The following is a 20,043-nucleotide window of genomic DNA, read 5'->3' as shown; positions in this document are numbered from 1 at the left end:
GCCTCGCGCACGACGACCGGCGGCGGGTGCCGGCAGCACGATGTGCGCTTATGGACACGATCCACCTCGGGGGCCGATGATGGCCGGCTCCTTCCGTTACGTCACCCCGGTTGCGCCGCAGGCCGCGACCGGCCGGATCGCCGGGGTGTACGCGCAGCTCGCGAACGACTTCGGCCTGGCACGCATGCCGGTGTTCCTCACCCTGTCGCCGGCGGAGGAGGTGCTGGCCGCGACGTGGGCCCTGCTGCGCGAGTCGCTGCTGGCCGGGCGGGCGCCCAGGACCGGCAAGGAGGTCGTGGCGCTGGGCGTGTCGATGGCGAACCGGTGCCCGTACTGCGTGGCCGCGCACACGACGCTGCTGCACGCGACCGGCGAGCACCGGCTGGGGGAGAGCATCGCCCGGGGCGACACGCCGGAGGACCCGGTACACGCCGCGCTGCTGGCCTGGGCTCGGGGCGGCGGGGCGCCGCCGTTCCCCGCCGAGCTCGCGCCCGAGTACGTCGGCACCGCGCTGGCCTTCCACTTCATCAACCGCATCGCCTCGGCGCTGCTCACCGAGAACCTGCTGCCCGCCAACCTGCAGAAGTCACGCCTGGTCAGGAGCGTGGGCGGCCGGGCGATGGCCCGCTTGGTGCGCAGGCGGCTGCCTCCGGGCGCGAGCCTGCCGCTGATCTCGGGCCTGCCCGCCGGGCCCGAGCCGGCCTGGGCCGCGGGTGCTCCGGCCGGGACCGCCTACGCCGCCCTCCGGGCCGTCGCGGAGTCCGGCGGCGAGCTGCTCACCGACGCCGCGCGGGCTCTCGTGCGGGAGACGGTGGCGGACTGGGACGGGGAGCATCCGCCGATGGGGAACGCCTGGCTGGACGGGCCGCTGGCCGCCCTGCCCGACGGCCGGGCAGGGGCCAGGCTCGCCCTGCTCGCCGCGCTCGCCCCGTACCGGGTGACGGACGCCGACGTGGCCGCCTGGCGCGGCGCCCGCCCGGACGAGGACGTGGCCGCCTGGCCTGGCACCCGCCCGGACGAGGACCTCGTACGGCTCTGCGCGTTCGGCGCCATCACGGCCACCACGCACGCGGAGCCCCGCCTTACCGCAAGCACCGAAGCACCGTTGGGAGACCGATCATGACCGCGCAACACACCTTCGCCGCCCGGCCCGCACCGACGTCCTGGACCGTACAGACGCTCAAGGCCGTGGTGGTCCTGCACGTCGTCGCCCTGCTGTTCCAGGCCGTGACGGCGGGCATGCTCCTGTCCACGCCCGGCGGGCGCGCGCTGCACGCCGCCTCGGGCATGGCCCTGGCCGTCATCGGAGTGCTCCACCTGGTGGCCGCCATCCTGGTCTGGCGCCCGGGCCGCGGGTCCGGCAGGTTCATCGCGCCGGCCGCGCTGCTGCTGCTGTTCACGGTGGTGGCGGCGATCCTCGGCGAGATGCATGTGAAGACCGTTCACCTGCCTCTCGGGGTGCTGCTGTTCGGCGGCGGCGTGGCCCAGCTCTTCCGGGTCATGGCCCGGCCGGGAACGGCATGACCCCCACCAGGCGCGACATGCTACGGCTGCTCGGGCTCGGCGCCCTGACGGCGACCGCGGCCCAGGGGTGCTCGCTGATCGCCGGCACCCCGCAGCCGCAGCTCCTGACCAGCGCGGCGCCGCTGCCCAAGCCGTACGCGGTGCCGCTGCCGGTCCCCGAGGTCGCCAAGCCCGTCCGCAGCTCGGGCGGGGTGGACTTCTACGAGCTGACCGAGCGGGCGGCCGAGGCGGAGCTGCTGCCGGGGCTGCGGACGCCGATCTGGGGGTACGGCGGCACGTTCCCCGGCCCCACCATCCAGGCCCGCAGCGGGCGGCGCACGGTCGTGAAGCTGATCAACCAGCTCGGCGAGCCGACCGTCCTGCACCTGCACGGCGGTCACACCCCGCCCGAGTCCGACGGCTACCCCACGGACCTGGTGGCGCCGGGCGCCTCCCGGGAGTACGTGTTCCCGCTGGAGCAGCGGGCGGCCACGCTCTGGTACCACGACCACCGCATGGACTACACCGGCCCGCAGGTCTGGCGGGGGCTGGCGGGGATGTTCCTGATCGGAGACGCGGAGGAGGCGGCGCTGCCGCTGCCCGCCGGGGAGCGCGACCTGCCCCTGCTGATCTGCGACCGGTCGTTCGCGGCCGACGGCACCATGGTGTACCCGGCGCAGGAGGGGCGGCCGGGGGTGCGGGAGGCGTACATGGGGGGCGTGCTCGGCGACGTGATCCTGGTCAACGGGGCGCCGTGGCCGGAGCTGCGGGTGGCCAGGGCGCGTTACCGGCTGCGACTGTGCAACGCCTCCAACGCGCGGGCGTACGAGCTGTCCACCGGCGGGGCGATGGTGCGGATCGGCAGCGACGGCGGGCTGCTGGCCGCGCCGCGCACCGTGCGGCAGCTCAGGCTGGCGCCGGGCGAGCGGGCCGACGTGGTCGTGGACTTCTCCGCGTACAAGGTGGGCCAGCAGGTCGAGCTGCGGAACCTGGCGGGGGAGGGCGCGCAGGCCAGGGTGATGCGGTTCGCGGTGGACCGCGACGAGGCCGACGACTCGGCCGTGCCGGGGCGGCTGTCCACCGTCGAGGCGCTCGACCCGGCGAAGGCGACGGTGACGCGGGACTTCGATTTCAGCAGCGGCAGCATGCACGGGGGGACCGGCTGGCTGATCAACGGCAGGCCGTTCGACGCCAAGCGGATGGAGGCCAGGCCCAAGCTCGGCGACATCGAGGTCTGGCGGCTGACCAGCGACGTCGCGCACCCGGTGCACCTGCACCTCGACGCCTTCCAGGTGCTGTCGGTCAGCGGCGAGCGCCCGCAGGGGCCACCCGAGTGGAAGGACACCGTCGAGCTGCGCGACGCGCAGACCGTCGAGATCGTCACCCGCTTCACCGACTACCGGGGCCGGTACGTCCTGCACTGCCACAACCTCGAACACGAGGACATGGCCATGATGGCCGCCTTCGAGGTGGTGTGAGCGGCCAGCCGGTCAGCCGGTCAGCAGGTCAGAGCGGCCGGCCTGTCAGCCGGTCGGAGCGGTCAGCCGGGGAGGCGGTCGGAGCGCGGCCAGACGTAGTCCAGGTCGTCCGGCTCGTCGCCGAAGATCGGCCGGTAGAAGCCCGGGTCCTTGCGCAGGAGCGCCGAGCGGTGGCTGAGGTGCAGCTTCTCGTCGCCCAGCCAGGGCGGCAGCTCGCCGGCCGCCGCCAGCTCGGCCTGCGGGCGCACGCCGGCCGTGCCCCGGTGCGCGGCCAGGTCCGCCGTCATCGTGGCGGCGCAGGTGTCGGCCCGGCCCAGGGAGCACCAGTGGCCGCACATCTCCAGGCCGTAGCGTACGAGCGCCTCCTCGTAACCGGTCCACATCTTGACGACGGGATGGTGGCGCCAGCCGTACCCGGGGACGGTGAGGGCGCGCAGGATCTGCAGGGTCTCGACCCGCTGCTTGCCCAGCCGCAGCGGGTCGAGGACCGCAGCTGTGGCCGCAAAGTCCGGATATGGCAGGAAAGTCTGCATCAGTACCCCCGCTGACGTGCTCCTTCTCGCGGATCGTATAGACCGCCTGGCAGGTGGCGCTCACAATCAGGCCATGGGAGACGCGTATGTCGGCGCGCGGACGCCGCGACGGGAAGACGCCAGACTGCTGATCGGTAAGGGCAGGTACGTCGGAGGGGTCCGGCTGCCGGACATGGCCCACGCGTACGTCGTACGCAGCCCTATCGCGCACGGCCGGCTGATCGGCTGCGACGCCAAGGCGGCCTGGGCCGTCGACGGGGTGCTCGACGTCATCACCCCCGCTGAGGCCGCCGGCCTCCGCCTGCCGTGCGTCAACGTGATGCCCGGCCAGAGCCTCACCTCCTACCCGGTGCTGGACGAGGCGATCAGGTACGTCGGCCAGCCGCTCGTCCTCGTCGTCGCCCGCACGCCGCAGGCCGCCAGGGACGCCGCCGACGTGCTCGACCTGGAGCTGGACGAGCTGCCCGCGACCGTCGGCGCCGAGCGGGCGCTGGCCGGCGACGCCCCCCTGCTCTACCCCGACCTGGGCAGCAACCTGATCTCCGACTACACGATGGGGGACGACGACTGCCTGGCCGCCGTGGAGGGGGCCGAGCACGTCGTCGAGATGACGTTCAGGACGGGCCGGGTCTCGCCGTACCCGCTGGAGCCGCGCGGGGTGGTGGCGGCCTACGCCGACGAGGAGCTGACCGTGCACATCTCCTCCCAGGCCCCGCACCACGTGCGCGAGCACCTGGCGGACGCGCTCGGGCTCACCCACGACCGGGTACGCGTGATCAGCCGAGACACCGGCGGCGGGTTCGGCGCCAAGGAGCACGTCTACCCCGACGAGGCGCTCGTCTGCCTGGCCGCGATGCGCTCGGGCCGTCCCGTGAGCTGGACGGAGTCGCCGGGCGACCGGCTGGTCGCCACGCTGCCGGCGCGGCAGGCGGTGCACCGGGCGCGGCTGGCGCTGGACGGCGACGGGCGGTTCGTGGCGATGTACGTGGACGTGCTCGGCGATCTCGGCGCCCACCCCTCGAACTCCGGCGGCTCGACGTTCGCGGTCACGGCCACGCTGCTGCCGGGTCCCTACCGGTTCGACCGCTTCGCGGTGCGCGTGCGCGGTGTCGTCACCACGACCACCCCGACCGGCTCCTACCGCGGCTTCGGCCAGCCGGAGGGCACCCTGACCAGGGAGCGGCTGATCGACGAGGCGGCGCGCAGGCTCGGGATCGACCGGGTCGAGCTGCGGCTGCGCAACATGTTGCGGCCGGACGAGCTGCCGTACACGACGCGGGTGTACCAGACGTACGACTCCGGCGACTACCCCCGTGCCCTGCTCACCCTGCGCGACCTGGTGCGGCCGGTCACCAAGGACGACGGGCGCCGGCGCGGCGTGGGCTACGCCTGTCACGTCGAGTCGACCGGCATGGGGCCCTCGATGGACATGAAGGCCATCGGCATGGCGGCGGGCGGCTACGAGACGGCGGTCCTGCGCATGGACCAGGACGCGTCGGTGGTCGTGTCCTCGGGCGTGGTCGCGATCGGGCAGGGCATCGAGACGACGCTGGCCCAGCTCGCGGCGGACCGGGTGGGGGTGCCCATCGAACGGGTGCGGGTGGTGCTGGGCGACACGGCGGCGACGCCGTACTCGTCGGTCGGGTCGATCGCGAGCCGCTCGCTGCCGCTCGGCGGCGGGGCGCTCGTCCGGGCCGCCGAGCGGCTGCGCGACAAGCTGCTGGCCATCGCCGCGCACCGGCTGGAGGCGGCGGCCGGCGACCTGGAGATCGCCGACGGGGCCGTGCGGGTGAAGGGCGACCCGCGGGCCTCGGTGACGCTGCGGGAGCTGGCCACGTCCGCGTGGCGCGGCTGGGACCTGCCCGAGGGCGTCGCCCCGGGCCTGGAGGAGCGGGTGAGCTACGACCCGCCGGGCTACACGTTCGCGTACGGGGCGCACGCGGCGGCCGTGGCCGTCGATCCCGATACCGGGGCCGTCGAGGTGGAGGGCTACTGGGTGGTCAACGACTCCGGCGTGCTGGTCAACCCGGCCGTGGTGGAGGGGCAGATTCGCGGCGGCGTGGCCCAGGGGATCGGCGAGGCGCTGACCGAGGAGATCGTCTACACCGACGACGGCCAGCCGATCGTCGACTACTACCCGCCGACCACGCGGGAGGTGCCCGACATCGAGGTCGTGCTGATGGAGACGCCCTCGCCGGTCACGCCGGGCGGCATGAAGGGCGTCGGGGAGTCCGGCACGATCGGCCCGCCCGCGGCCATCGCCAACGCGGTCGCCGCCGCCCTCCCGGAGGCCGCCGGCAGGGTCACCGACGTGCCCCTGACCCCGGCCGTCGTGTGGTCCCTGCTGTAGCCGCGGGTCCAGGTGTCGAGGGCCCTGACCTGGGAACGAGGAGCCTGAACGCCGGATCGGGGGACACCATGGAATACCAGGAGCTGCTGGCTTCGATCGGCCGCATGACGGGTCTGGGGTCCGGACCGGCCAGGGCGGCCGCCGAGGCCACGCTGACCACGCTGGCCCGCACGCTGGACGAGGAGGACCGGCGTGAGCTCATCGACGCGCTGCCGCCCGAGCTGACCAACGACTTCCCCATGGACCGCCCGGGCAACGACGGCACGGAGGAGGGCTTCGTCCGGCAGGCCGCCCTGCTCGGCCGCCGCCCGCCCGAGCAGGCCAGGACCAGGGCGCAGGCCGTGCTCGCGGCGCTGGCCGAGCAGGACCCCGAGCTCGTGGCCCGGCTGCACATCCCCGAGCAGGTACGAGGGCTCTTCGCGCCGCCCGAGAGCGGTGGCGGCATCACCGGCCCCAAGGGGCACAGCGCCCCGCTGACTTCGTCCGAGATCGACTCGGCGCTGCGCTCACTGCCGATGTGGAGCGGCGACCGGTCCGGGCTGCGCCGGGTCATCGCGCTGCCGCGGGAGAACCTGCGCGCGGTCCGGCGCGCGCTCGACCGGCTCAAGGTCACCTACGGCCGGCAGCCGCAGCTCCACGACACCGCCGACGGGCTGGCCATCCTGGTGCGCACGGTGTCGGTCGGGGCGGTCACGGCGCTGGACGTGGCGCTGGCCAGGAGGGTGGACGCGCTGATCGAGGAGATCGGCGCCGGCATCGGCCGCCCCTGACCGGCGGCGCTGATGGGGGCGGCCCTGACCGGCCGCCCGCTCTTCCGACCTCCCTGGCCGTCGTCGCTCGGACGGCCCAGGAGGTCACACCTCATCTATGGGCTTGGGCCGGGACGGGCGCATGCTCTCGGCCAGCCCCGCCCTGCGGCCCTGCCGGCGGTGCTGCTGGACGCGCTCGTTCACGGTACGGTCCGGCGCCGGGTCGACGGGCACCGAGCGCAGCACCTCCGCCATGCTCGCGTAGTCGCCGAGCGGCAGTGACCGCAGGGCCCGCTCCGCGACCTCGACGGCCCCGTGGGAGCGGGCGTGCGCCACGATGCTCTCCTTGTCGGCCGGGAAGTCGAGACTGTTCAGCGCGTCGGCGACGGGACGCGTGTCGTGCAGCTTCATGTTGACCCCCTGGTGAGGTCTTCGAGGTCCTTGCCCGCCTCCGACAGCGCCTGCTCCAGCGCCATGCGCCCGGCGGGCTTGGGCGGTGCGGGCCGCGGGCCGCGCTCGGCCGGTCTGCGGGCGGCGTCTTGGCGGGGCTTGGAGTCGGTCTTGGGTGCGTTCTCGTCAGGACTGCTCATGCGGGTGTCCGTACCCGGCCCGATGCTGCCGTTTCGAGCGGCTGGCAAAAGAATGATGATTTCTCGCCGAAAAATCGACCCAAAACGCCTTCCCGTACGTACACGTTTCGACAGCGGTGTACGTCAACCCATAGGTAGGTCCTCTTGTTGAGCGAAATGCGCATTCGCTGCCCCTCAGCCCAGGAGAGAGAAGCCATGAGCAGGCTGCGATCGACTCACCGGAGCCGGAAGCAGTACGCGTGGCCGCTGCGCGAGGACGCACGGACAGTCCGTCACGCACGAGCCATCATTCGCGCGGAATTGTCGGAACTCGCCCTTTCTTCCGAACTCGTGGACGACGCCGTCCTCATGGTGAGCGAATTGATCACCAATGCCCTCATGTACGGTGACAGCCCGTACGAACTCGGTCTTCACGTGGACGCGAAAGAGATCATGTGCGTGGTGGTCGACAGCAGCCCGCTGCTGCCCGCCCCGGCGCCTCCCGACCTGGCGGCCGAGCACGGGCGCGGGCTGCGCATCATCGCCAGGCTCTCCGACGGCTTCTACGGCTGCCACCCCCAGCGCTACGTCACCCAGCCCGACCTGGTCGGGAAGGCCACGTGGTTCGCGCTGCCGCGCCAGGGCACGCCCGGCAACGTGGTGCCGATCAGAGCCGGCGTCTAGGTTTGTCGCCGCTGTCCTCCATCTCCTGGCTCGACATCCGCGACGACGTGGTCGGCGTCTCCGACCGGCACCCCGGCGTGGCGATCGAGCTGCCCCGCCAGGTCACGCGCGCGGCGCCGCCGGGCGCCCCCTCGGGGTGACGGCCACTAGGACCAGCAGGCCCGCCACGATTCCGGTGATCGCACTGGCCCGGTAGACGTCGTTGAGCGCGGCGTACGCGGCCATGCCCTGCTCCGGGCCGTCCTGGTACAGGATGCCGAGCCCGGCGATGCCGAGCGCGTACCCGAGTTGCCTGACCGTGTTGACGGTGCCCGCGGCCATGCCCGCGCGCTGCGGCGGCGCGTACGCCATGGCGGCCGAGCTGAGCGCCGGGACGGCCAGGCCGACGCCCACGCCGGTGACGACCAGGCCGGGCACCAGCGCGGTCCAGGCGGAGTGCGCCCCGAGCAGGCCCTGCAGGAACGCGCCCGCGCCGATCAGCAGCAGCCCGCCGCCGACGGCGCCGCGCGGGGACAGCCGGGGGAGCAGGCGGGCCGAGGCCACGGAGACCACGAGGGAGGAGGCGGCCATCGGCGACAGCGCCAGCCCGGCCATCACGGGGCCGAGCCGCAGGTCCTGCTGCAGCCAGATCGAGGTGAAGGCCAGGCAGGCGAACGCGGCCGGCATGAGCAGCGCGGCCCCCGCCATGATGCCGCTGAACGACCGCCCGGCGAACAACCTCAGGTCCAGCATGGGGTTCGCGCCGCGCGTCTCCGCGACGAGGAAGGCCGCGAGCGCCACCGCCGCCACGGCCAGCGGCACCAGCGTCTGACCCGCCGCCCAGCCATGCTGGCCGGCCTCGATGAGCCCGTACGTGAGCGCGCCCGCCGCCACCGTGAACGTGACCATCCCGGCCCGGTCGAGCCGGGCCCCGCCGGGCAGGCGCGACTCCTCGACACCGCGCAGGGTCAGCCAGGCGGCGACCAGGCTGAGGGGCAGGTTCACCAGGAAGATGGCCCGCCAGTGCAGGTGCTCGGTGAGCAGGCCGCCGAGCACGGGAGCGACGGCCGCGGCGGCCCCGTTCACGCCGCCCCACACGCCGAACGCGATGCCGCGCTGCCTGCCGTGGTAGGTGGCGCTGATGAGGGCGAGGGTCGTGGCCATCATGGCCGCGGCGGCGGCGCCCTGCAGCACGCGGGCGGCCAGCAGCAGGCCGCCGTTGGGCGCCAGGCCGCAGGCGAGCGAGGCCAGCGCGAAGACCGCCAGCGCCGCCAGGTACACCTTGCGCCGGCCCGTGTGGTCGGCGAACGACCCGGCGGCCAGCAGCAGGGCGGCCAGGGCCAGCGCGTAGCCGTCCAGCAGCCACTGCCCGCCGGTGAAGGACATGCCCAGGTCGGTGGTGATGCCGGGCAGGGCGACCATGACGATGGTCACGTCCACGAGGAGCATGAACGCGCCCAGGCAGGCGGCCACCAGGGGTGACCAGGGGACGGTTCCGGTCTCGGGTGCGTACGTTCGAGTCATGGCGACCACGGTCGGGCCTGACGGCGGATATTCACCAGTCGAAGCCCGGATTCTGGTGGATTTCCGTACGGCATAGCCTATGGTGGTGGAAAACATCGAGCTGGACGAGGTGGATCGGGGACTGCTGCACGCGCTGCAGGTGGACGGGCGGGCCCCGTTCAGCCGTATCGGCGAGGTGCTCGGGGTGTCCGACCAGCGAGTGGCCCGCCGCTACCGGCGGCTGCGCTCCAGCGGCATGATGCGGGTGGTCGGCGTCGTGGACGGGCGGCGGCTCGGCTACGAGTCGTGGGCGATCAGGCTGCGCTGCACCCCCGACGCCGCGCCGGCGATCGCCGAGGCCCTCGGGAGGCGGCCCGACACGTTCTGGGTGCACCTGCTGTCCGGCGGCACGGAGATCTCCTGCGGCACGCTGCAGCGCACGCCGCGGGAGCGCGAGTCGTTGCTGCTGCACAAGCTGGCCCGGACCAACCGGGTGCTGTCGGTGTCGGCGCACCGGACCCTGCACCTGTTCGTGGGCGGGCGGATCGGCTGGGCGGGCCTGGCCGCGCTCTCACCGGACCAGGTGGCGCACCTGGCGGGCGCGCGGCTCTACCGGCGGCGGGGCGAGGGCGAGCGGGTCGTGCTCGGCTCCGGCGACCAGGCGCTGCTGGACGCGCTCTCGGTGGACGGCCGGACCGGCTACGCGGACCTGGCGGCGGTGACGGGCTGGTCGGAGTCGACGGTCAAGCGGCGCATGGAGCAGCTCTGCTCCGCGGGCGCGCTCTTCTTCGACATGGACGTGCTGCCCACGCTGCTCGGTTACCGGGTGGAGGCACAGCTGTGGATGTCGGTGCCGCCGGCCGAGCTCGACGCGACCGGGCGGGCGCTGGCCGGGCATCCGGAGGTGGCGTTCGCCGGCGCGACGACCGGGCCGACCAACCTGACGGCCAGCATCGTGTGCCGTGACGACGCGGAGCTCTACCGCTACCTGACCGACAGCCTGGGCGCGCTGCCCGCGATCCGGCACATCGAGACCGGGCCGATCATCAGGACCATCAAGCGGGCGGGGGCCGTGCTGCCCGTCTGACGGTGGGGCAGGCACTACCGGCGGTTGGGCGGAGCACAGGCTGGGGGCCGATCGCCGGAATTCGTAGCGTTTCGAGCCATGAAGACTTCCATGAAGACCCGGCTGCTCGCCCTGGCCTGCGCCGGGCTCGTGCTGGCCACCGCGACCGCCCCGGCGGCGCTGGCGGCGACCGGCGCTCCCGCCGCGCACACCGTGACGATCGACGACAGGGGCTCGATCGTCTCGGCGAACCTGCTGGCCCGGTTATCGGCCGAGCAGGTCACCGCCTACCTGACCGGCGCGAAGTTCCCCGTGCCCGCCCGGCCGCAGGGCGCCGACCTGTACGCCGTCGTCTACCGCACCATCGGGGTGGACGGGACGCCGACCACGGCCAGCGGCGTCGTCGCGCTGCCCGCCAGGTCCAGGAAGGGGCTGTGGACGGTCAGCTACGGGCACGGCACGCTGCCCACCAAGGCGGGCGCCGGGTCGGTGGCGGACGGGGACGGGCGGGCGGTGCCGCTGATGTTCGCCGCCGCGGGGTTCACCGGGGTGGCGCCCGACTACCTCGGTCTGGGCACGGGGCCCGGCTTCCACCCGTACATGGACGCGGCCACCGAGGCGTCGGCCTCCGCCGACCTGCTGCGGGCCGCGGGGGAGCTGGCCCGGCGGCAGGGACGGACGCTGAGCGGCGACGTGCTGGTCACCGGCTTCTCCCAGGGCGGGCACGCGGCCATGGCACTGGGCAAGTCGCTGCGTGACGACCCGGAGTACCGGCTGCGGGCGGCGGCGCCGATCGCGGGGCCGTGCCACGTGCGCAGGGCCGAGCTCCCCGCGTTGCTCGCCGGCCGCCTCGACCCGCACAGCGCGACGTTCTACCTGGCCTACTGGACGGTCTCGATGAACCGGCTGCACCACTTCTACGACTCTCCGTCGGAGGTGTTCCGCGACCCGGGGGTGGAGAAGTTGTTCGACGGCCACCACAGCTTCGACCAGATCGCGGCCGGGCTGCCCGCCACGCCGCGCGACCTGGTCACCGCCGCGTACCTGGAGCGGATCGCCAAGCCGTCCGGGGCGGTGCTGCGGGCGACGGAGGCCAACGACGCCACCTGCGCGGGCTGGCGGGCCGGCGTGCCGGTACGGCTGTTCGCCGGGCGCGGCGACAAGGACGTGGCGATCGCCAACTCCCGACTCTGCCTGCGCGACCTGCGGGTGAGCGGGGTCAAGGCGTCGCTCACCGATGTCGGCGACGTCGATCACATGACCTCGGCGTCCCGCTCGCTGCCACAGGTGCTCGACTGGTTCACGGGCCTGCGCCGTGGGTGACGGGCGTACGTGATAATCGAGGCGTGCGCCGGCCATCCAGGCGATCGTTCCTCCGGCTCGGCGGCGTGGCCGCGGCCGGGACCGTCGGGGCGCTGGCCCCCGCGCGGGCGGCGTACACGCCCGACGACACCTTCGTGCTGCTGCGCCGCCGCTGGCGGGAAGTGACGGCGGGGCCCGCGCCCGGCCCCGCGGCGGCGCCGCACCTCGCGCTGGGCCGGGCCGCCGCCCGCTACCGCGACACCATGGCGCCCCGGCCCGCCTCGCTCTGGCCCGACCAGGCGTTCCCGTCGTTCGTGGCCACGCCGCGGCGGTTACGCACCATGGCACAGGCGTACGCGCTGGAGGGGACCGGGGTGACCGGCGACGCGGGTCTCGCCGAGGCCGTCGCCGAGGGCGTGGACCACTACCGGCGGCACGTCTACCCGGCCGGCGCCGGCGCGCCGGGCAACTGGTGGCACTGGGAGATCGGCGTGCCGAAGGCGCTGCTCGACGCCGCCGTGCTGACGGACCTCGGCGGGAGCCGGAGCGCGGCCCTGGCGGAGGCCGTCGACCACTTCGTGCCGGAGAACCGTCTCGGCCGCTACGGCGGCAACAGCACCGCCGCCAACCGCGTGGACCTGTGCGTGGTGACGCTGCTGCGGGCCATGCTCGACGACGACCACGGCAAGGCCGCGCTGGCGGTGTCGGCGCTGTCGCCGGTGTTCCCGACGGTCTCCGAGGGCGACGGTTTCTACCGGGACGGGTCGTTCATCCAGCACTCCTACGTGCCCTACCAGGGGGCCTACGGGGTGACGCTGCTGTCGGGGCTGGCCACGCTGTACGCGGTGCTGCGCGGCTCGCCGTGGGAGATCGCGGACCGGAGCGTCTTCGACCTGGTCGAGCGGTCGTTCGCGCCCTTCGTCCGCGACGGGGCCTGCATGGACCTCGTACGCGGGAGGGGGATCGGCCGGCGGCCCTTCGGCGACCACGAGCGCGGGCGGGAGATCGCCGCCGCGGTGCTGCTGCTGGGGGAGAGCGCCCCGCCGGTCCAGCGGGCGCGCTGGCACGCCATGGTCAAGGGGTGGGCGGCGCGCGGCACGTACCGGTCGATGCCGGCGCAGGCGGGGCCCGCCTTCCACACCCGCCTGGCGGCGATCATGGACGACGACGCCGTGCCCGCGGCGGCCGAGCCGCTCGGGCACCGGCTGCTGCCGATGAGCGCCAGGGCCGTGCACCGCGGTCCGGGCTGGTGCGCGGCGCTCAGCATGGCCTCGCACCGGATCGGCCACTACGAGCACGGCAACGGCGAGAACCTGCGCGGCTGGCACACCGGCTCGGGAATGCTCTACTGGTGGGCCGAGGGCCACGGCGACCACTACTCCGACTCCTTCTGGCCGACCGTGGACCCCTACCGGCTGCCGGGCACGACGGTCTCGACCCGGCGGCTGCCCGACGGGGCGGGCGCGGCCTGGGGCGACACCCGCACGCCGTGGCGCTGGGTGGGCGGCGCGACCGACGGCACGTACGCGGCCGTCGGCCAGCACCTGAGCGGTCTGGAGAGCACGATGGAGGCGTTCAAGTCGTGGTTCTTCCTGGACGACGCGGTGGTCTGCCTGGGCGCGGGCATCACCGGCGGGGACGGCGCGGCCGTCGAGACGGTCGTGGACAACCGCAGGACCGGGGCGGAGCTCACCGTGGAGGCGGGGTGGGCGCACGTCGAGGGTCACGGCGGCTACCTGGTGCCCGGCGGGCAGGCCCTGCGCACGCTCAGGGAGAGCCGGACCGGCGGCGGGGTGACCCGCGACTACGTGACGCTCTGGCTGGAGCACGGGGTCGATCCGCGCTCGGCGGGCTACTCCTACGTCCTGCTGCCCGGCGCGAGCCGCGAGGAGACGCGGGCCCGCGCCGCCGATCCCGGCCGGGTGCGGGTGCTGGCCAACACCGCACGCCTGCAGGCCGTCCACGTGCCCGCGCTGGGACTCACGGCGGCCTGCTTCTGGACCGCGGGGACGGCCGGCGACCTGACCGCCTCCGCCCCGTGCGCGGTCCTGCTCCGCGAGCGGCCCGGCGGGACCGCCAAGCTGACCGTCGCCGACCCCCGGTGCGACCTCGACGAGTTGGCCGTGACCTGGGCCCGGCCGGTGGCGGAGGTGCTGGACGGCGACGCCCTCCTGGCCGGCGGCACGCTCAGGTTCGGGCGGACGGCCGGTCTGGAGGGCGCCTCGGTGACGGTCACCGTGCGGCTCGGCCTCTGATCAGCCCGCTCTGAGCACGGTCTGGGCGGCGACGAGCTCGGCGTACGCGCCGCCTCCGGCCATCAGCTCGTCATGGGTGCCGCGCTGCACGATCCGGCCCGAGTCCACCACCAGGATCAGGTCGGCGTCCCTGACCGTGCTCAGCCGGTGGGCGATCACTATCCTGGTCTGCACGAGCGCGCCGAGGTTGGCCTCGATGACCGCCTCGGTGGCGCTGTCGAGGTTGCTGGTGGCCTCGTCCAGCAGCAGGACCTTGGGCCGCGACAGCACCGCGCGGGCCAGGGCGAGGCGCTGCCGCTGGCCGCCGGACAGGCCGCCGCCGTCGGTGAGCATCGTCTCGTACCCCATGGGCATCGCCATGATCTCCTCGTGCAGGGCCGCCAGCCGGGCCGCGGAGACCACCCGGTCCAGGGAGGCGCCGGGGTCGTTCAGCGCGATGTTGTCCCTGATCGAGCCGTTGAACAGCGAGGGGTCCTGGGTGACCACGCCGAACTGGCGGCGCAGCGTACGCAGGTTCAGCTCGGCAGCCGGGACGCCGTCGTACCTGATCTCGCCCTCGACGGGGGTGTGCAGCGCGAGCAGCAGGCGGGCGAGCGTGCTCTTGCCCGAGCCGGACGCCCCCACCAGCGCGACCTTCTGCCCCGGCCGGATGGCGACCGAGACGTTCCGCACCGTCCACGGCCCCCGGGGGTCGTGGCGGAAGCTCACGTCGCGCAACTCGACCGCGCCGCGCAGCCGCAGCACCTCGATGCCGTCGCTCGGCTCCGGTTCGGAGGCCAGGATGTCCGACAGGCGGTCGAAGTGCGCGCCCGCCTGCTGCAGGCTCTGCAGTCCCGTCATCAGCGAGCCCAGCGGGGTCAGCGCGCCGAGCGCGACGGCGTTGAGCGCGATCAGCGTGCCCAGCGTGAGCTGCCCGTCCAGCACCCGCCAGGCGCCCAGCCACAGCAGCCCGAGCGGCGCCATCACCCGGATCGCCGACAGCGCCGCCTCCAGCAGCCCCCTGGTGAGCCCGCTCCGCACGTCGGCGTTGAGCTGCCTGGTGAAGTGCGCCGACCACTGCTCCACGGCCCGCCGCTCGGCCCCCGACGCCTTCAGCGTCTCGATCCCGCTGATCGTCTGGATGAGGCTGCTCTGCGAGGCGGACAGCGCGGTCAGCTCCTGCTGGGTGAGCGAGGCGATTCGGCGCGTGGTGCCCAGCAGCAGGACCGTCTGCACCGCGGCCACCCCGGTCAGCGCCAGCCCGAAGACGGGGTCCCAGAGGTAAACCAGCACGAGGTAGCCCACGGCGAGCGGCCCGTCCAGCAGCGCCGCGACGACCTGCCCGGTGAGGATGTCGCCGAGCAGGGACACGCTGGCGGCCCGCGTCATCAGGTCGCCCTTGCCGCGCCGGGTGAAATACCGGTACGGCAGCGCCACCAGATGACCGACCACCCCCTCGGTGAGCTCCTGGTCGGCCCTGGCCCGCACCGCGACCAGCAGCGCCGCCCGCAGATACCCGATCACGAACTGGGCCGCCCCCGCCAGCAGCACCGCGATGCCCAGCAGCGACAGCACCTCGGCCCCGCGCGACGGGACGATCGTGTCCACGAGCAGCCCGGAGAACAGCGGCAGCGCCAGCCCGAGCAGCTGCAACAGCAGCGAGGCGGCCACGATCTGCGCCAGCAGCCCCCTGCGCCGCCGGAACAACGTCTGGACGAACTCCCGCCGCCACGCGCTCGCCATCGACGACGACCCGCGCTGGAACCCCTCACCGGGCTCGAACACCAGCAGCACGCCGGTGAAGCCCGCGCCGAACTCCTCGGCGGTGAGCCGGCGCCGCCCCTGCGCCGGGTCCACGACGTCCACCCGGTCGGGCGACCAGCGCTCGACGACCAGGAAGTGGCCGAACTCCCAGTGCGCGACCGCCGGCAGCGGCACGCGCGCCAGGTCCTCCGGCGCCAGGGAGAAGGCCCGCGCCTTGAGCCCGTGCTCGCGGGCGCCGTCCACGACGGCCTTCGCCGTCAGCCCGTCCCGGCCGACCTGGAGCCGGTCGGAGACCTGGTGCAGGGTGGTGCGGTGGCCGTGGTGGCACAGCACCATGGCCAGGCAGGCCGCGCCGCACTCGGTGTCGGTGTTCTGCAGCAGGACCGGGACGCGGCGCATCATCGCAGCGCCCCCAGCGCCGGCACGACCGCCGCGATCCCGGCCGCGAGCACGATCGCCACCGCGATCCACAGCGCGAGGAACGACGGCCCGCTGATCACCAGTGGCATCCGCGCCCCGGTACGCGCCCGCTCCCGCCCGCGCAGCGCCTCCTCCCGGTAGATCCGCCTGCGCCCGGTCATGACCAGTGCCACTCGACCCGGGCCGCGGCGCGGCGTCCGGCCAGCCAGCCGGCGAACGCCGCCCGCCCCGCGGCGGCCAGCGTCTCCGCGTCCGCCTCGGCCGGGCTCCTGGACAGCACGCGCCCGGTCAGGAACCCGCCCCGGGGCAGCTCCTCGGGCCCGACCACCCGGCCGACCGGTGCGCCGCGCAGCGCCTCGGGCAGCTCGCCCTCCCACCGGGTGCCGACGGTCACCACCGCCTCCCCGTACGACGAGGGCTCCCCGTCCAGGTCCACCTTCTCCGGCCCGGTCGCCCAGACCGCCCGCACCCTGGCGAAGTCCGCCCGATGGGCGGCCAGATGCGCGCCCGCCAGCTCCGCCTCCTTGTCCAGCCGGAACCGCCGCCGCCGGGCGATTCCCGCGATGTACGTCTCGAACCGCTCCCCCGACATGCCCGCCGCCGCCATCCAGGCCAGCGTCGCGGCCCGGCCGTGCAACCCCCGCCCCCGCCGGAACTCGTCCGCCGTGGCCTGCAGATCCGCCGGGTCCACCGGCGCCTCCTCGTCCACCGCCGCGGCCAGCAGGCACTGGTCCACGATCTCCTGGTATGGCGAGGCGCCCCCGCGCGACAACGACCGCAGCATGGTCAGTGCCTGGGACACCGACAGGTCCACGTCGTCCACGCTGACCAGGTGCCCGGCCGCCCAGTGCGTGGAGTGGTCGACCAGGAACGGCACCCCGTCCTCCGGCGGCGCCGTCAACGCCACCGTGCCGCCGCCGGGATGGTCAAGGACCAGGTCGTAGTCCACGACCTGGGTGCCGGGCCGCCGATCCACGATCAGCTGGGCCCGCACGTCCGGATACCGCCGGGCGTACGCGTCGGCGGCCCGGCGCGCGTCGGGCACGCCGGCGCGGCGGCGCGGCAGCGAGCGCAGCAGCTCGGTTCCCGACTCCAGGGCGTCGGCGAATCGGGTCAACGTTCTTCTCCGTCCATGAGCCAGGCCGCTATCGCGTCGCTGACGGGCAGCCCGGCCCAGAGTTCGACGAACCCCCACGCTCCGTTGGAGTTCAGCTCCAGGAACACGTACTCGCCGCCGGGCGTGACGATGAGGTCCAGGGCGGCGTAGGTGAGGCCGACGGCGGCGACCAGCCGGGTGCAGCGCCGGGCCACCTCGGCGGGCAGCCGGTGCGGCCCGTACCTGACGCGGTCGTTGTCGTAGTGCCGCCAGTCCTCATGCGCCGACGGAGAGTCGGAGGCGTCGATCTCCGCCGCGAGCACCCGCTCCCCGACGACGATCACCCGCAGTTCGACGGCCTTGTCCACGTACGGCTGGAGGATGACCGGCTCGTGCCGGAGCCGGTGCCGGGAGGTGAGGTGGCGGCGGTTGATCACGGTCGTGTACGCCCGGTGCGGCGCCCCGTCCACCTCGAACCGCTCGGCGGCGATCTGCTTGGCCACCAGCCGTCCCCCGGCCGCGTCGAAGGCGGTGGCCAGGCGTTCGGGATCGTTCGTGTAGGTGGTGTCGGGCACGGTGAAGCCGAGTTCGATCGCCCGCGCGAGGTGGAAGACCTTGTTGTGCGCGCGCAGCTCGTCCGCGCGGCGCCCGGGCAGCCATCGGGCGTCCAGCAGGCTCCACACGCCGTCGAGCAGCACCTCGGCCTGCAGCTCCGCGTGCGCCCGCTGGGTGGCGTCGGCCACGGCGTTCGCGCGGGGCCCGCTGGGGCGGCTGCGCCAGACGGCGGTCACCCGCGACAGGTCGACCAGCTCGGTGCCGGTGTCCAGCAGCAGCCGCCGCTCGCCCCCCGCGAACGCGGCGGTGATCCGGCTGTGCCCGGGGAAGTCGCCGTTGTCCCACCACAACACGGGCCACCGGCCCGCCGCGTCGCCGGAGCCCACCAGGTGGGCGCCGCGCCGCCGCAGCGCGGCCAGCACCCGCTCGGCGGCCCCGTCGCCACGCTCGCTCATGATCAGAATCACTGCCCACTCCAAAAAAAGGGCCGGGGCGGGCCCTGTCGGCTCACCCCGGCCGGGTCGCCCGTTAGATCAGCCACCACTCGTAGGGCACGTCGTTGAGCGTCCAGGCGCTGGCCTGCCACTCCTTCCGGGCGCTGCCGGACACCGCGCCCAGCTCGGCGTCCGTGAGCTCGGCACCCTCGAAGGGCAGGTCGTCAATCAAGATCTTCGACATTCGTCATTCCTTCCGGCCGCCCGTGCGGCGGCGCTCATGGACTCGCGACGAGAAATCTAGGAACGATCTCTTGGAAGTCACTTGGGACCCACAGGCAACGCACCATCGGCCCGTCCTCGGTGGGATCGTGAGAGCAGAGGTCGCGGCGACGTGGAGGGCTGATGAGCGAGAGCGTGCGGGCACTGGTGCTGGGCGGCGGGGGAGTCGCCGGGATCGCCTGGGAGACGGGCGTGCTGGCCGCGCTCGCGGACGGCGGCGTGGACGTCACCGGCGCCGACCGGATCATCGGCACGTCGGCGGGCTCCACCGTGGCCGCCCAGATCACCAGCGGCCTGCCGCTGCCCGACCTGCTGGCCCGGCAGGCCGACCCCGCGCTGCAGACTCCCGAGCTGCCCAGCGGGGTGCCGATGGACGAGCTGTGGGCCATGCTCCTGCAGATCAACGAGGGCCCGCTCGATCCCGTCGTGAAGCGGCGCGAGGTCGGCGCGATGGCGCTGGCCGCGTCCACGGTCAGCGAGGCCAGACGGCGCACGGTGATCGAGGCCCGGCTGCCCGTGCACGAGTGGCCCGCCCGGGACCTGGTGATCGTGGCCGTGGACGCCCGCACCGGCGAGCCGCGCCTGTTCGGACCCGGCTCGGGAGTGGGGCTGGTGGACGCGGTCGCGGCGAGCTGCGCGGTCCCGGGCGTGTGGCCGTGCGTGACCATCGACGGGGCGCGCTACATGGACGGCGGGGTGCGTACGAGCACGAACGCCGACCTCGCGGCCGGGTTCGACCGCGTGCTGGTGCTGGCCCCCATGCCCGAGCTGGGGGAGCCGTCCTGGACGCGGCTGAAGGGCACGGTCGAGGTGATCGAGCCGGACGCGGTCTCGCTGGGCGCGTTCGGCGACAACCCGCTCGCGCCGGAGGTCCGCACGCCCAGCGCCGAGGCCGGCTACGCCCAGGGCCGCGCCGCGGCGGCCCGGGTCGCCAGGATGTGGCACTGAGGCGGCACTGAGGCGGCACCCGGGGGCGGCACTGGGGCGGCGTCGTCGGGCGGCCTTCGCGTCGCCCGACGACCTTCGGGCTCACCCGCCGGCGAGGACCTTCCGCAGCGCCTCCGCGAACTCCTCGGGCTGCCCCATGAACCCGCCGTGATCCCCGGGGAACTCCGCCGGCACCGTGCCGAGCAGCTCGGCCAGCGTTGGGCGCCGTCGAGCAGGTCCTGCTCCGAAGGCTCCCCGGGCGGCTCGGCGGGAGCACCCTCGTCACCCTCGCCGAACCCCGCGTTCCCCATGAACTTCGCGAAGGCCGCCTCCAGCCCCGCACGGTGGAAGGTCTCGATCATGTCGTCCACCGCGGCCCGCTGCTCGGCGGCGTCGGGCAGCAGCTCCACCGAGGGCGGCTCGTGCGCGACGAGCGTACGCACCCGGCCGGGGTGCCGCGCGACCAGGGCCAGCCCCGTCACCGCGCCGCCGCTGCTGCCGAAGAGGTCGGCGGACTCCGCCCCCATCGCGTCGAGGATGGCGGCGACGTCGTCGGCGCGCAGCTCGGGGGTGGAGTCCTGCGTGGGGTCGTCCAGGACGCTGCCCGAGATGCCC

21 protein-coding genes are annotated in these 20,043 nt (G+C 74.2%); 11 read left to right on the top strand and 10 right to left on the bottom strand.

The window, feature by feature from the left end; translation table 11 throughout:
* Positions 1-76 precede the first annotated feature (76 nt).
* From ACTWPW_RS15835 to ACTWPW_RS15825, 3 genes are read left to right on the top strand one after another with little or no spacing between them, the layout of a single operon-like run.
* A complete protein-coding gene (locus ACTWPW_RS15835) occupies positions 77-1,123 on the top strand; it encodes a carboxymuconolactone decarboxylase family protein (RefSeq protein ID WP_443169126.1) in 1,047 nt (348 codons plus the stop codon).
* A complete protein-coding gene (locus ACTWPW_RS15830) occupies positions 1,120-1,524 on the top strand; it encodes a hypothetical protein (protein ID WP_375110560.1) in 405 nt (134 codons plus the stop codon). The genes ACTWPW_RS15835 and ACTWPW_RS15830 overlap by 4 nt, the downstream gene beginning before the upstream one ends.
* The gene (locus tag ACTWPW_RS15825; RefSeq protein ID WP_443169125.1) at positions 1,521-2,981 is read left to right on the top strand and encodes a multicopper oxidase family protein; all 1,461 of its coding nucleotides are present in this window, start codon (positions 1,521-1,523) and stop codon (positions 2,979-2,981) included. The genes ACTWPW_RS15830 and ACTWPW_RS15825 overlap by 4 nt, the downstream gene beginning before the upstream one ends.
* A 62-nt stretch (positions 2,982-3,043) precedes the next feature.
* Here the strand turns inward: ACTWPW_RS15825 and ACTWPW_RS15820 are convergent, their stop codons facing one another.
* The gene (locus ACTWPW_RS15820; protein ID WP_443169124.1) at positions 3,044-3,514 is read right to left on the bottom strand and encodes an MSMEG_6728 family protein; all 471 of its coding nucleotides are present in this window, start codon (positions 3,512-3,514) and stop codon (positions 3,044-3,046) included.
* A gap of 73 nt (positions 3,515-3,587) precedes the next feature.
* On the opposite strand from ACTWPW_RS15820, the gene ACTWPW_RS15815 reads away from it, so the two are divergent.
* Together ACTWPW_RS15815 and ACTWPW_RS15810 are read left to right on the top strand one after the other, a co-directional pair.
* Complete coding sequence (locus ACTWPW_RS15815; RefSeq protein ID WP_443169123.1) at positions 3,588-5,864, top strand: xanthine dehydrogenase family protein molybdopterin-binding subunit; 2,277 nt, start codon at positions 3,588-3,590, stop codon at positions 5,862-5,864.
* A gap of 68 nt (positions 5,865-5,932) precedes the next feature.
* Positions 5,933-6,634 carry a DUF2267 domain-containing protein gene (locus ACTWPW_RS15810; RefSeq protein ID WP_443169122.1) on the top strand — a complete coding sequence of 234 codons (702 nt, stop codon included), beginning with the start codon at positions 5,933-5,935 and terminating at the stop codon, positions 6,632-6,634.
* Positions 6,635-6,718: 84 nt separating this feature from the next.
* On the opposite strand, the gene ACTWPW_RS15805 is transcribed toward ACTWPW_RS15810, so the two are convergent.
* Entirely contained in the window at positions 6,719-7,024 is a 306-nt protein-coding gene (locus ACTWPW_RS15805; protein ID WP_375110565.1) for a DUF2795 domain-containing protein, read from the bottom strand.
* Complete coding sequence (locus ACTWPW_RS15800; protein ID WP_375110567.1) at positions 7,021-7,203, bottom strand: hypothetical protein; 183 nt, start codon at positions 7,201-7,203, stop codon at positions 7,021-7,023. The genes ACTWPW_RS15805 and ACTWPW_RS15800 overlap by 4 nt, the downstream gene beginning before the upstream one ends.
* Before the next feature lie 156 nt (positions 7,204-7,359).
* On the opposite strand from ACTWPW_RS15800, the gene ACTWPW_RS15795 reads away from it, so the two are divergent.
* Both ACTWPW_RS15795 and ACTWPW_RS15790 read left to right on the top strand, forming a co-directional pair.
* Positions 7,360-7,866: an ATP-binding protein gene (locus tag ACTWPW_RS15795; RefSeq protein WP_443169121.1), complete on the top strand. Its 507-nt coding sequence runs from the start codon at positions 7,360-7,362 to the stop codon at positions 7,864-7,866.
* 2 nt (positions 7,867-7,868) lie between these two features.
* Positions 7,869-8,006 (top strand): hypothetical protein, encoded by a 138-nt coding sequence (locus ACTWPW_RS15790; RefSeq protein ID WP_443169120.1) that lies wholly within the window; start codon positions 7,869-7,871, stop codon positions 8,004-8,006.
* On the opposite strand, the gene ACTWPW_RS15785 is transcribed toward ACTWPW_RS15790, so the two are convergent.
* A complete protein-coding gene (locus ACTWPW_RS15785) occupies positions 7,969-9,369 on the bottom strand; it encodes an MFS transporter (RefSeq protein ID WP_443169119.1) in 1,401 nt (466 codons plus the stop codon). The genes ACTWPW_RS15790 and ACTWPW_RS15785 overlap by 38 nt on opposite strands.
* An 85-nt stretch (positions 9,370-9,454) precedes the next feature.
* On the opposite strand from ACTWPW_RS15785, the gene ACTWPW_RS15780 reads away from it, so the two are divergent.
* From ACTWPW_RS15780 to ACTWPW_RS15770, 3 genes are all read left to right on the top strand, one after another.
* Positions 9,455-10,435 (top strand): Lrp/AsnC family transcriptional regulator, encoded by a 981-nt coding sequence (locus ACTWPW_RS15780; RefSeq protein ID WP_375110571.1) that lies wholly within the window; start codon positions 9,455-9,457, stop codon positions 10,433-10,435.
* 78 nt (positions 10,436-10,513) lie between these two features.
* Complete coding sequence (locus tag ACTWPW_RS15775; protein ID WP_443169118.1) at positions 10,514-11,737, top strand: hypothetical protein; 1,224 nt, start codon at positions 10,514-10,516, stop codon at positions 11,735-11,737.
* Between the two features lie 23 nt (positions 11,738-11,760).
* Positions 11,761-13,971: a polysaccharide lyase 8 family protein gene (locus ACTWPW_RS15770; protein WP_443169117.1), complete on the top strand. Its 2,211-nt coding sequence runs from the start codon at positions 11,761-11,763 to the stop codon at positions 13,969-13,971.
* Here the strand turns inward: ACTWPW_RS15770 and ACTWPW_RS15765 are convergent, their stop codons facing one another.
* The 5 genes from ACTWPW_RS15765 to ACTWPW_RS15745 all read right to left on the bottom strand — a co-directional run bounded on the left by ACTWPW_RS15765 (position 13,972) and on the right by ACTWPW_RS15745 (position 18,463).
* Positions 13,972-16,116 (bottom strand): peptidase domain-containing ABC transporter, encoded by a 2,145-nt coding sequence (locus tag ACTWPW_RS15765; protein WP_443169116.1) that lies wholly within the window; start codon positions 16,114-16,116, stop codon positions 13,972-13,974.
* Positions 16,113-16,295 (bottom strand): hypothetical protein, encoded by a 183-nt coding sequence (locus tag ACTWPW_RS15760; protein WP_443169115.1) that lies wholly within the window; start codon positions 16,293-16,295, stop codon positions 16,113-16,115. Before ACTWPW_RS15760 ends, ACTWPW_RS15765 begins: the two co-directional genes overlap by 4 nt.
* Positions 16,292-17,251, bottom strand: a complete 960-nt coding sequence (locus ACTWPW_RS15755; RefSeq protein WP_443169114.1) for a TIGR04500 family putative peptide maturation system protein — start codon at positions 17,249-17,251, stop codon at positions 16,292-16,294. The genes ACTWPW_RS15760 and ACTWPW_RS15755 overlap by 4 nt, the downstream gene beginning before the upstream one ends.
* A complete protein-coding gene (locus tag ACTWPW_RS15750; protein ID WP_443169113.1) occupies positions 17,248-18,240 on the bottom strand; it encodes a hypothetical protein in 993 nt (330 codons plus the stop codon). Before ACTWPW_RS15750 ends, ACTWPW_RS15755 begins: the two co-directional genes overlap by 4 nt.
* A 73-nt stretch (positions 18,241-18,313) precedes the next feature.
* A complete protein-coding gene (locus ACTWPW_RS15745) occupies positions 18,314-18,463 on the bottom strand; it encodes a putative ATP-grasp target RiPP (protein ID WP_375110579.1) in 150 nt (49 codons plus the stop codon).
* A gap of 161 nt (positions 18,464-18,624) precedes the next feature.
* Here ACTWPW_RS15745 and ACTWPW_RS15740 point away from each other — a divergent pair, with 161 nt between their 5' ends.
* The gene (locus tag ACTWPW_RS15740; protein WP_443169112.1) at positions 18,625-19,449 is read left to right on the top strand and encodes a patatin-like phospholipase family protein; all 825 of its coding nucleotides are present in this window, start codon (positions 18,625-18,627) and stop codon (positions 19,447-19,449) included.
* On the opposite strand, the gene ACTWPW_RS15735 is transcribed toward ACTWPW_RS15740, so the two are convergent.
* A partial coding sequence (locus ACTWPW_RS15735; protein ID WP_443169111.1) for an alpha/beta fold hydrolase occupies positions 19,398-20,043 on the bottom strand: 646 nt, incomplete at its 5' end. The genes ACTWPW_RS15740 and ACTWPW_RS15735 overlap by 52 nt on opposite strands.

Origin of the sequence: Nonomuraea sp. KM90 (assembly GCF_052246675.1) — a bacterium.
In the GTDB taxonomy this organism is placed as follows: domain Bacteria; phylum Actinomycetota; class Actinomycetes; order Streptosporangiales; family Streptosporangiaceae; genus Nonomuraea.
This window is presented reverse-complemented; position numbering and strand designations above follow the sequence as displayed.

What these genes read in the sequence shown, in the direction of transcription:
- ACTWPW_RS15745 (WP_375110579.1), bottom strand. Translation starts at nt 18,463, where the DNA reads ATGTCGAAGATCTTGATTGACGACCTGCCCTTCGAGGGTGCCGAGCTC.
- ACTWPW_RS15815 (WP_443169123.1), top strand. Translation starts at nt 3,588, where the DNA reads ATGGGAGACGCGTATGTCGGCGCGCGGACGCCGCGACGGGAAGACGCC.
- ACTWPW_RS15835 (WP_443169126.1), top strand. Translation starts at nt 77, where the DNA reads ATGATGGCCGGCTCCTTCCGTTACGTCACCCCGGTTGCGCCGCAGGCC.
- ACTWPW_RS15805 (WP_375110565.1), bottom strand. Translation starts at nt 7,024, where the DNA reads ATGAAGCTGCACGACACGCGTCCCGTCGCCGACGCGCTGAACAGTCTC.
- ACTWPW_RS15765 (WP_443169116.1), bottom strand. Translation starts at nt 16,116, where the DNA reads ATGATGCGCCGCGTCCCGGTCCTGCTGCAGAACACCGACACCGAGTGC.
- ACTWPW_RS15760 (WP_443169115.1), bottom strand. Translation starts at nt 16,295, where the DNA reads ATGACCGGGCGCAGGCGGATCTACCGGGAGGAGGCGCTGCGCGGGCGG.
- ACTWPW_RS15740 (WP_443169112.1), top strand. Translation starts at nt 18,625, where the DNA reads ATGAGCGAGAGCGTGCGGGCACTGGTGCTGGGCGGCGGGGGAGTCGCC.
- ACTWPW_RS15825 (WP_443169125.1), top strand. Translation starts at nt 1,521, where the DNA reads ATGACCCCCACCAGGCGCGACATGCTACGGCTGCTCGGGCTCGGCGCC.
- ACTWPW_RS15830 (WP_375110560.1), top strand. Translation starts at nt 1,120, where the DNA reads ATGACCGCGCAACACACCTTCGCCGCCCGGCCCGCACCGACGTCCTGG.
- ACTWPW_RS15785 (WP_443169119.1), bottom strand. Translation starts at nt 9,369, where the DNA reads ATGACTCGAACGTACGCACCCGAGACCGGAACCGTCCCCTGGTCACCC.
- ACTWPW_RS15750 (WP_443169113.1), bottom strand. Translation starts at nt 18,240, where the DNA reads ATGAGCGAGCGTGGCGACGGGGCCGCCGAGCGGGTGCTGGCCGCGCTG.
- ACTWPW_RS15775 (WP_443169118.1), top strand. Translation starts at nt 10,514, where the DNA reads ATGAAGACTTCCATGAAGACCCGGCTGCTCGCCCTGGCCTGCGCCGGG.
- ACTWPW_RS15810 (WP_443169122.1), top strand. Translation starts at nt 5,933, where the DNA reads ATGGAATACCAGGAGCTGCTGGCTTCGATCGGCCGCATGACGGGTCTG.
- ACTWPW_RS15795 (WP_443169121.1), top strand. Translation starts at nt 7,360, where the DNA reads ATGCGCATTCGCTGCCCCTCAGCCCAGGAGAGAGAAGCCATGAGCAGG.
- ACTWPW_RS15820 (WP_443169124.1), bottom strand. Translation starts at nt 3,514, where the DNA reads ATGCAGACTTTCCTGCCATATCCGGACTTTGCGGCCACAGCTGCGGTC.
- ACTWPW_RS15800 (WP_375110567.1), bottom strand. Translation starts at nt 7,203, where the DNA reads ATGAGCAGTCCTGACGAGAACGCACCCAAGACCGACTCCAAGCCCCGC.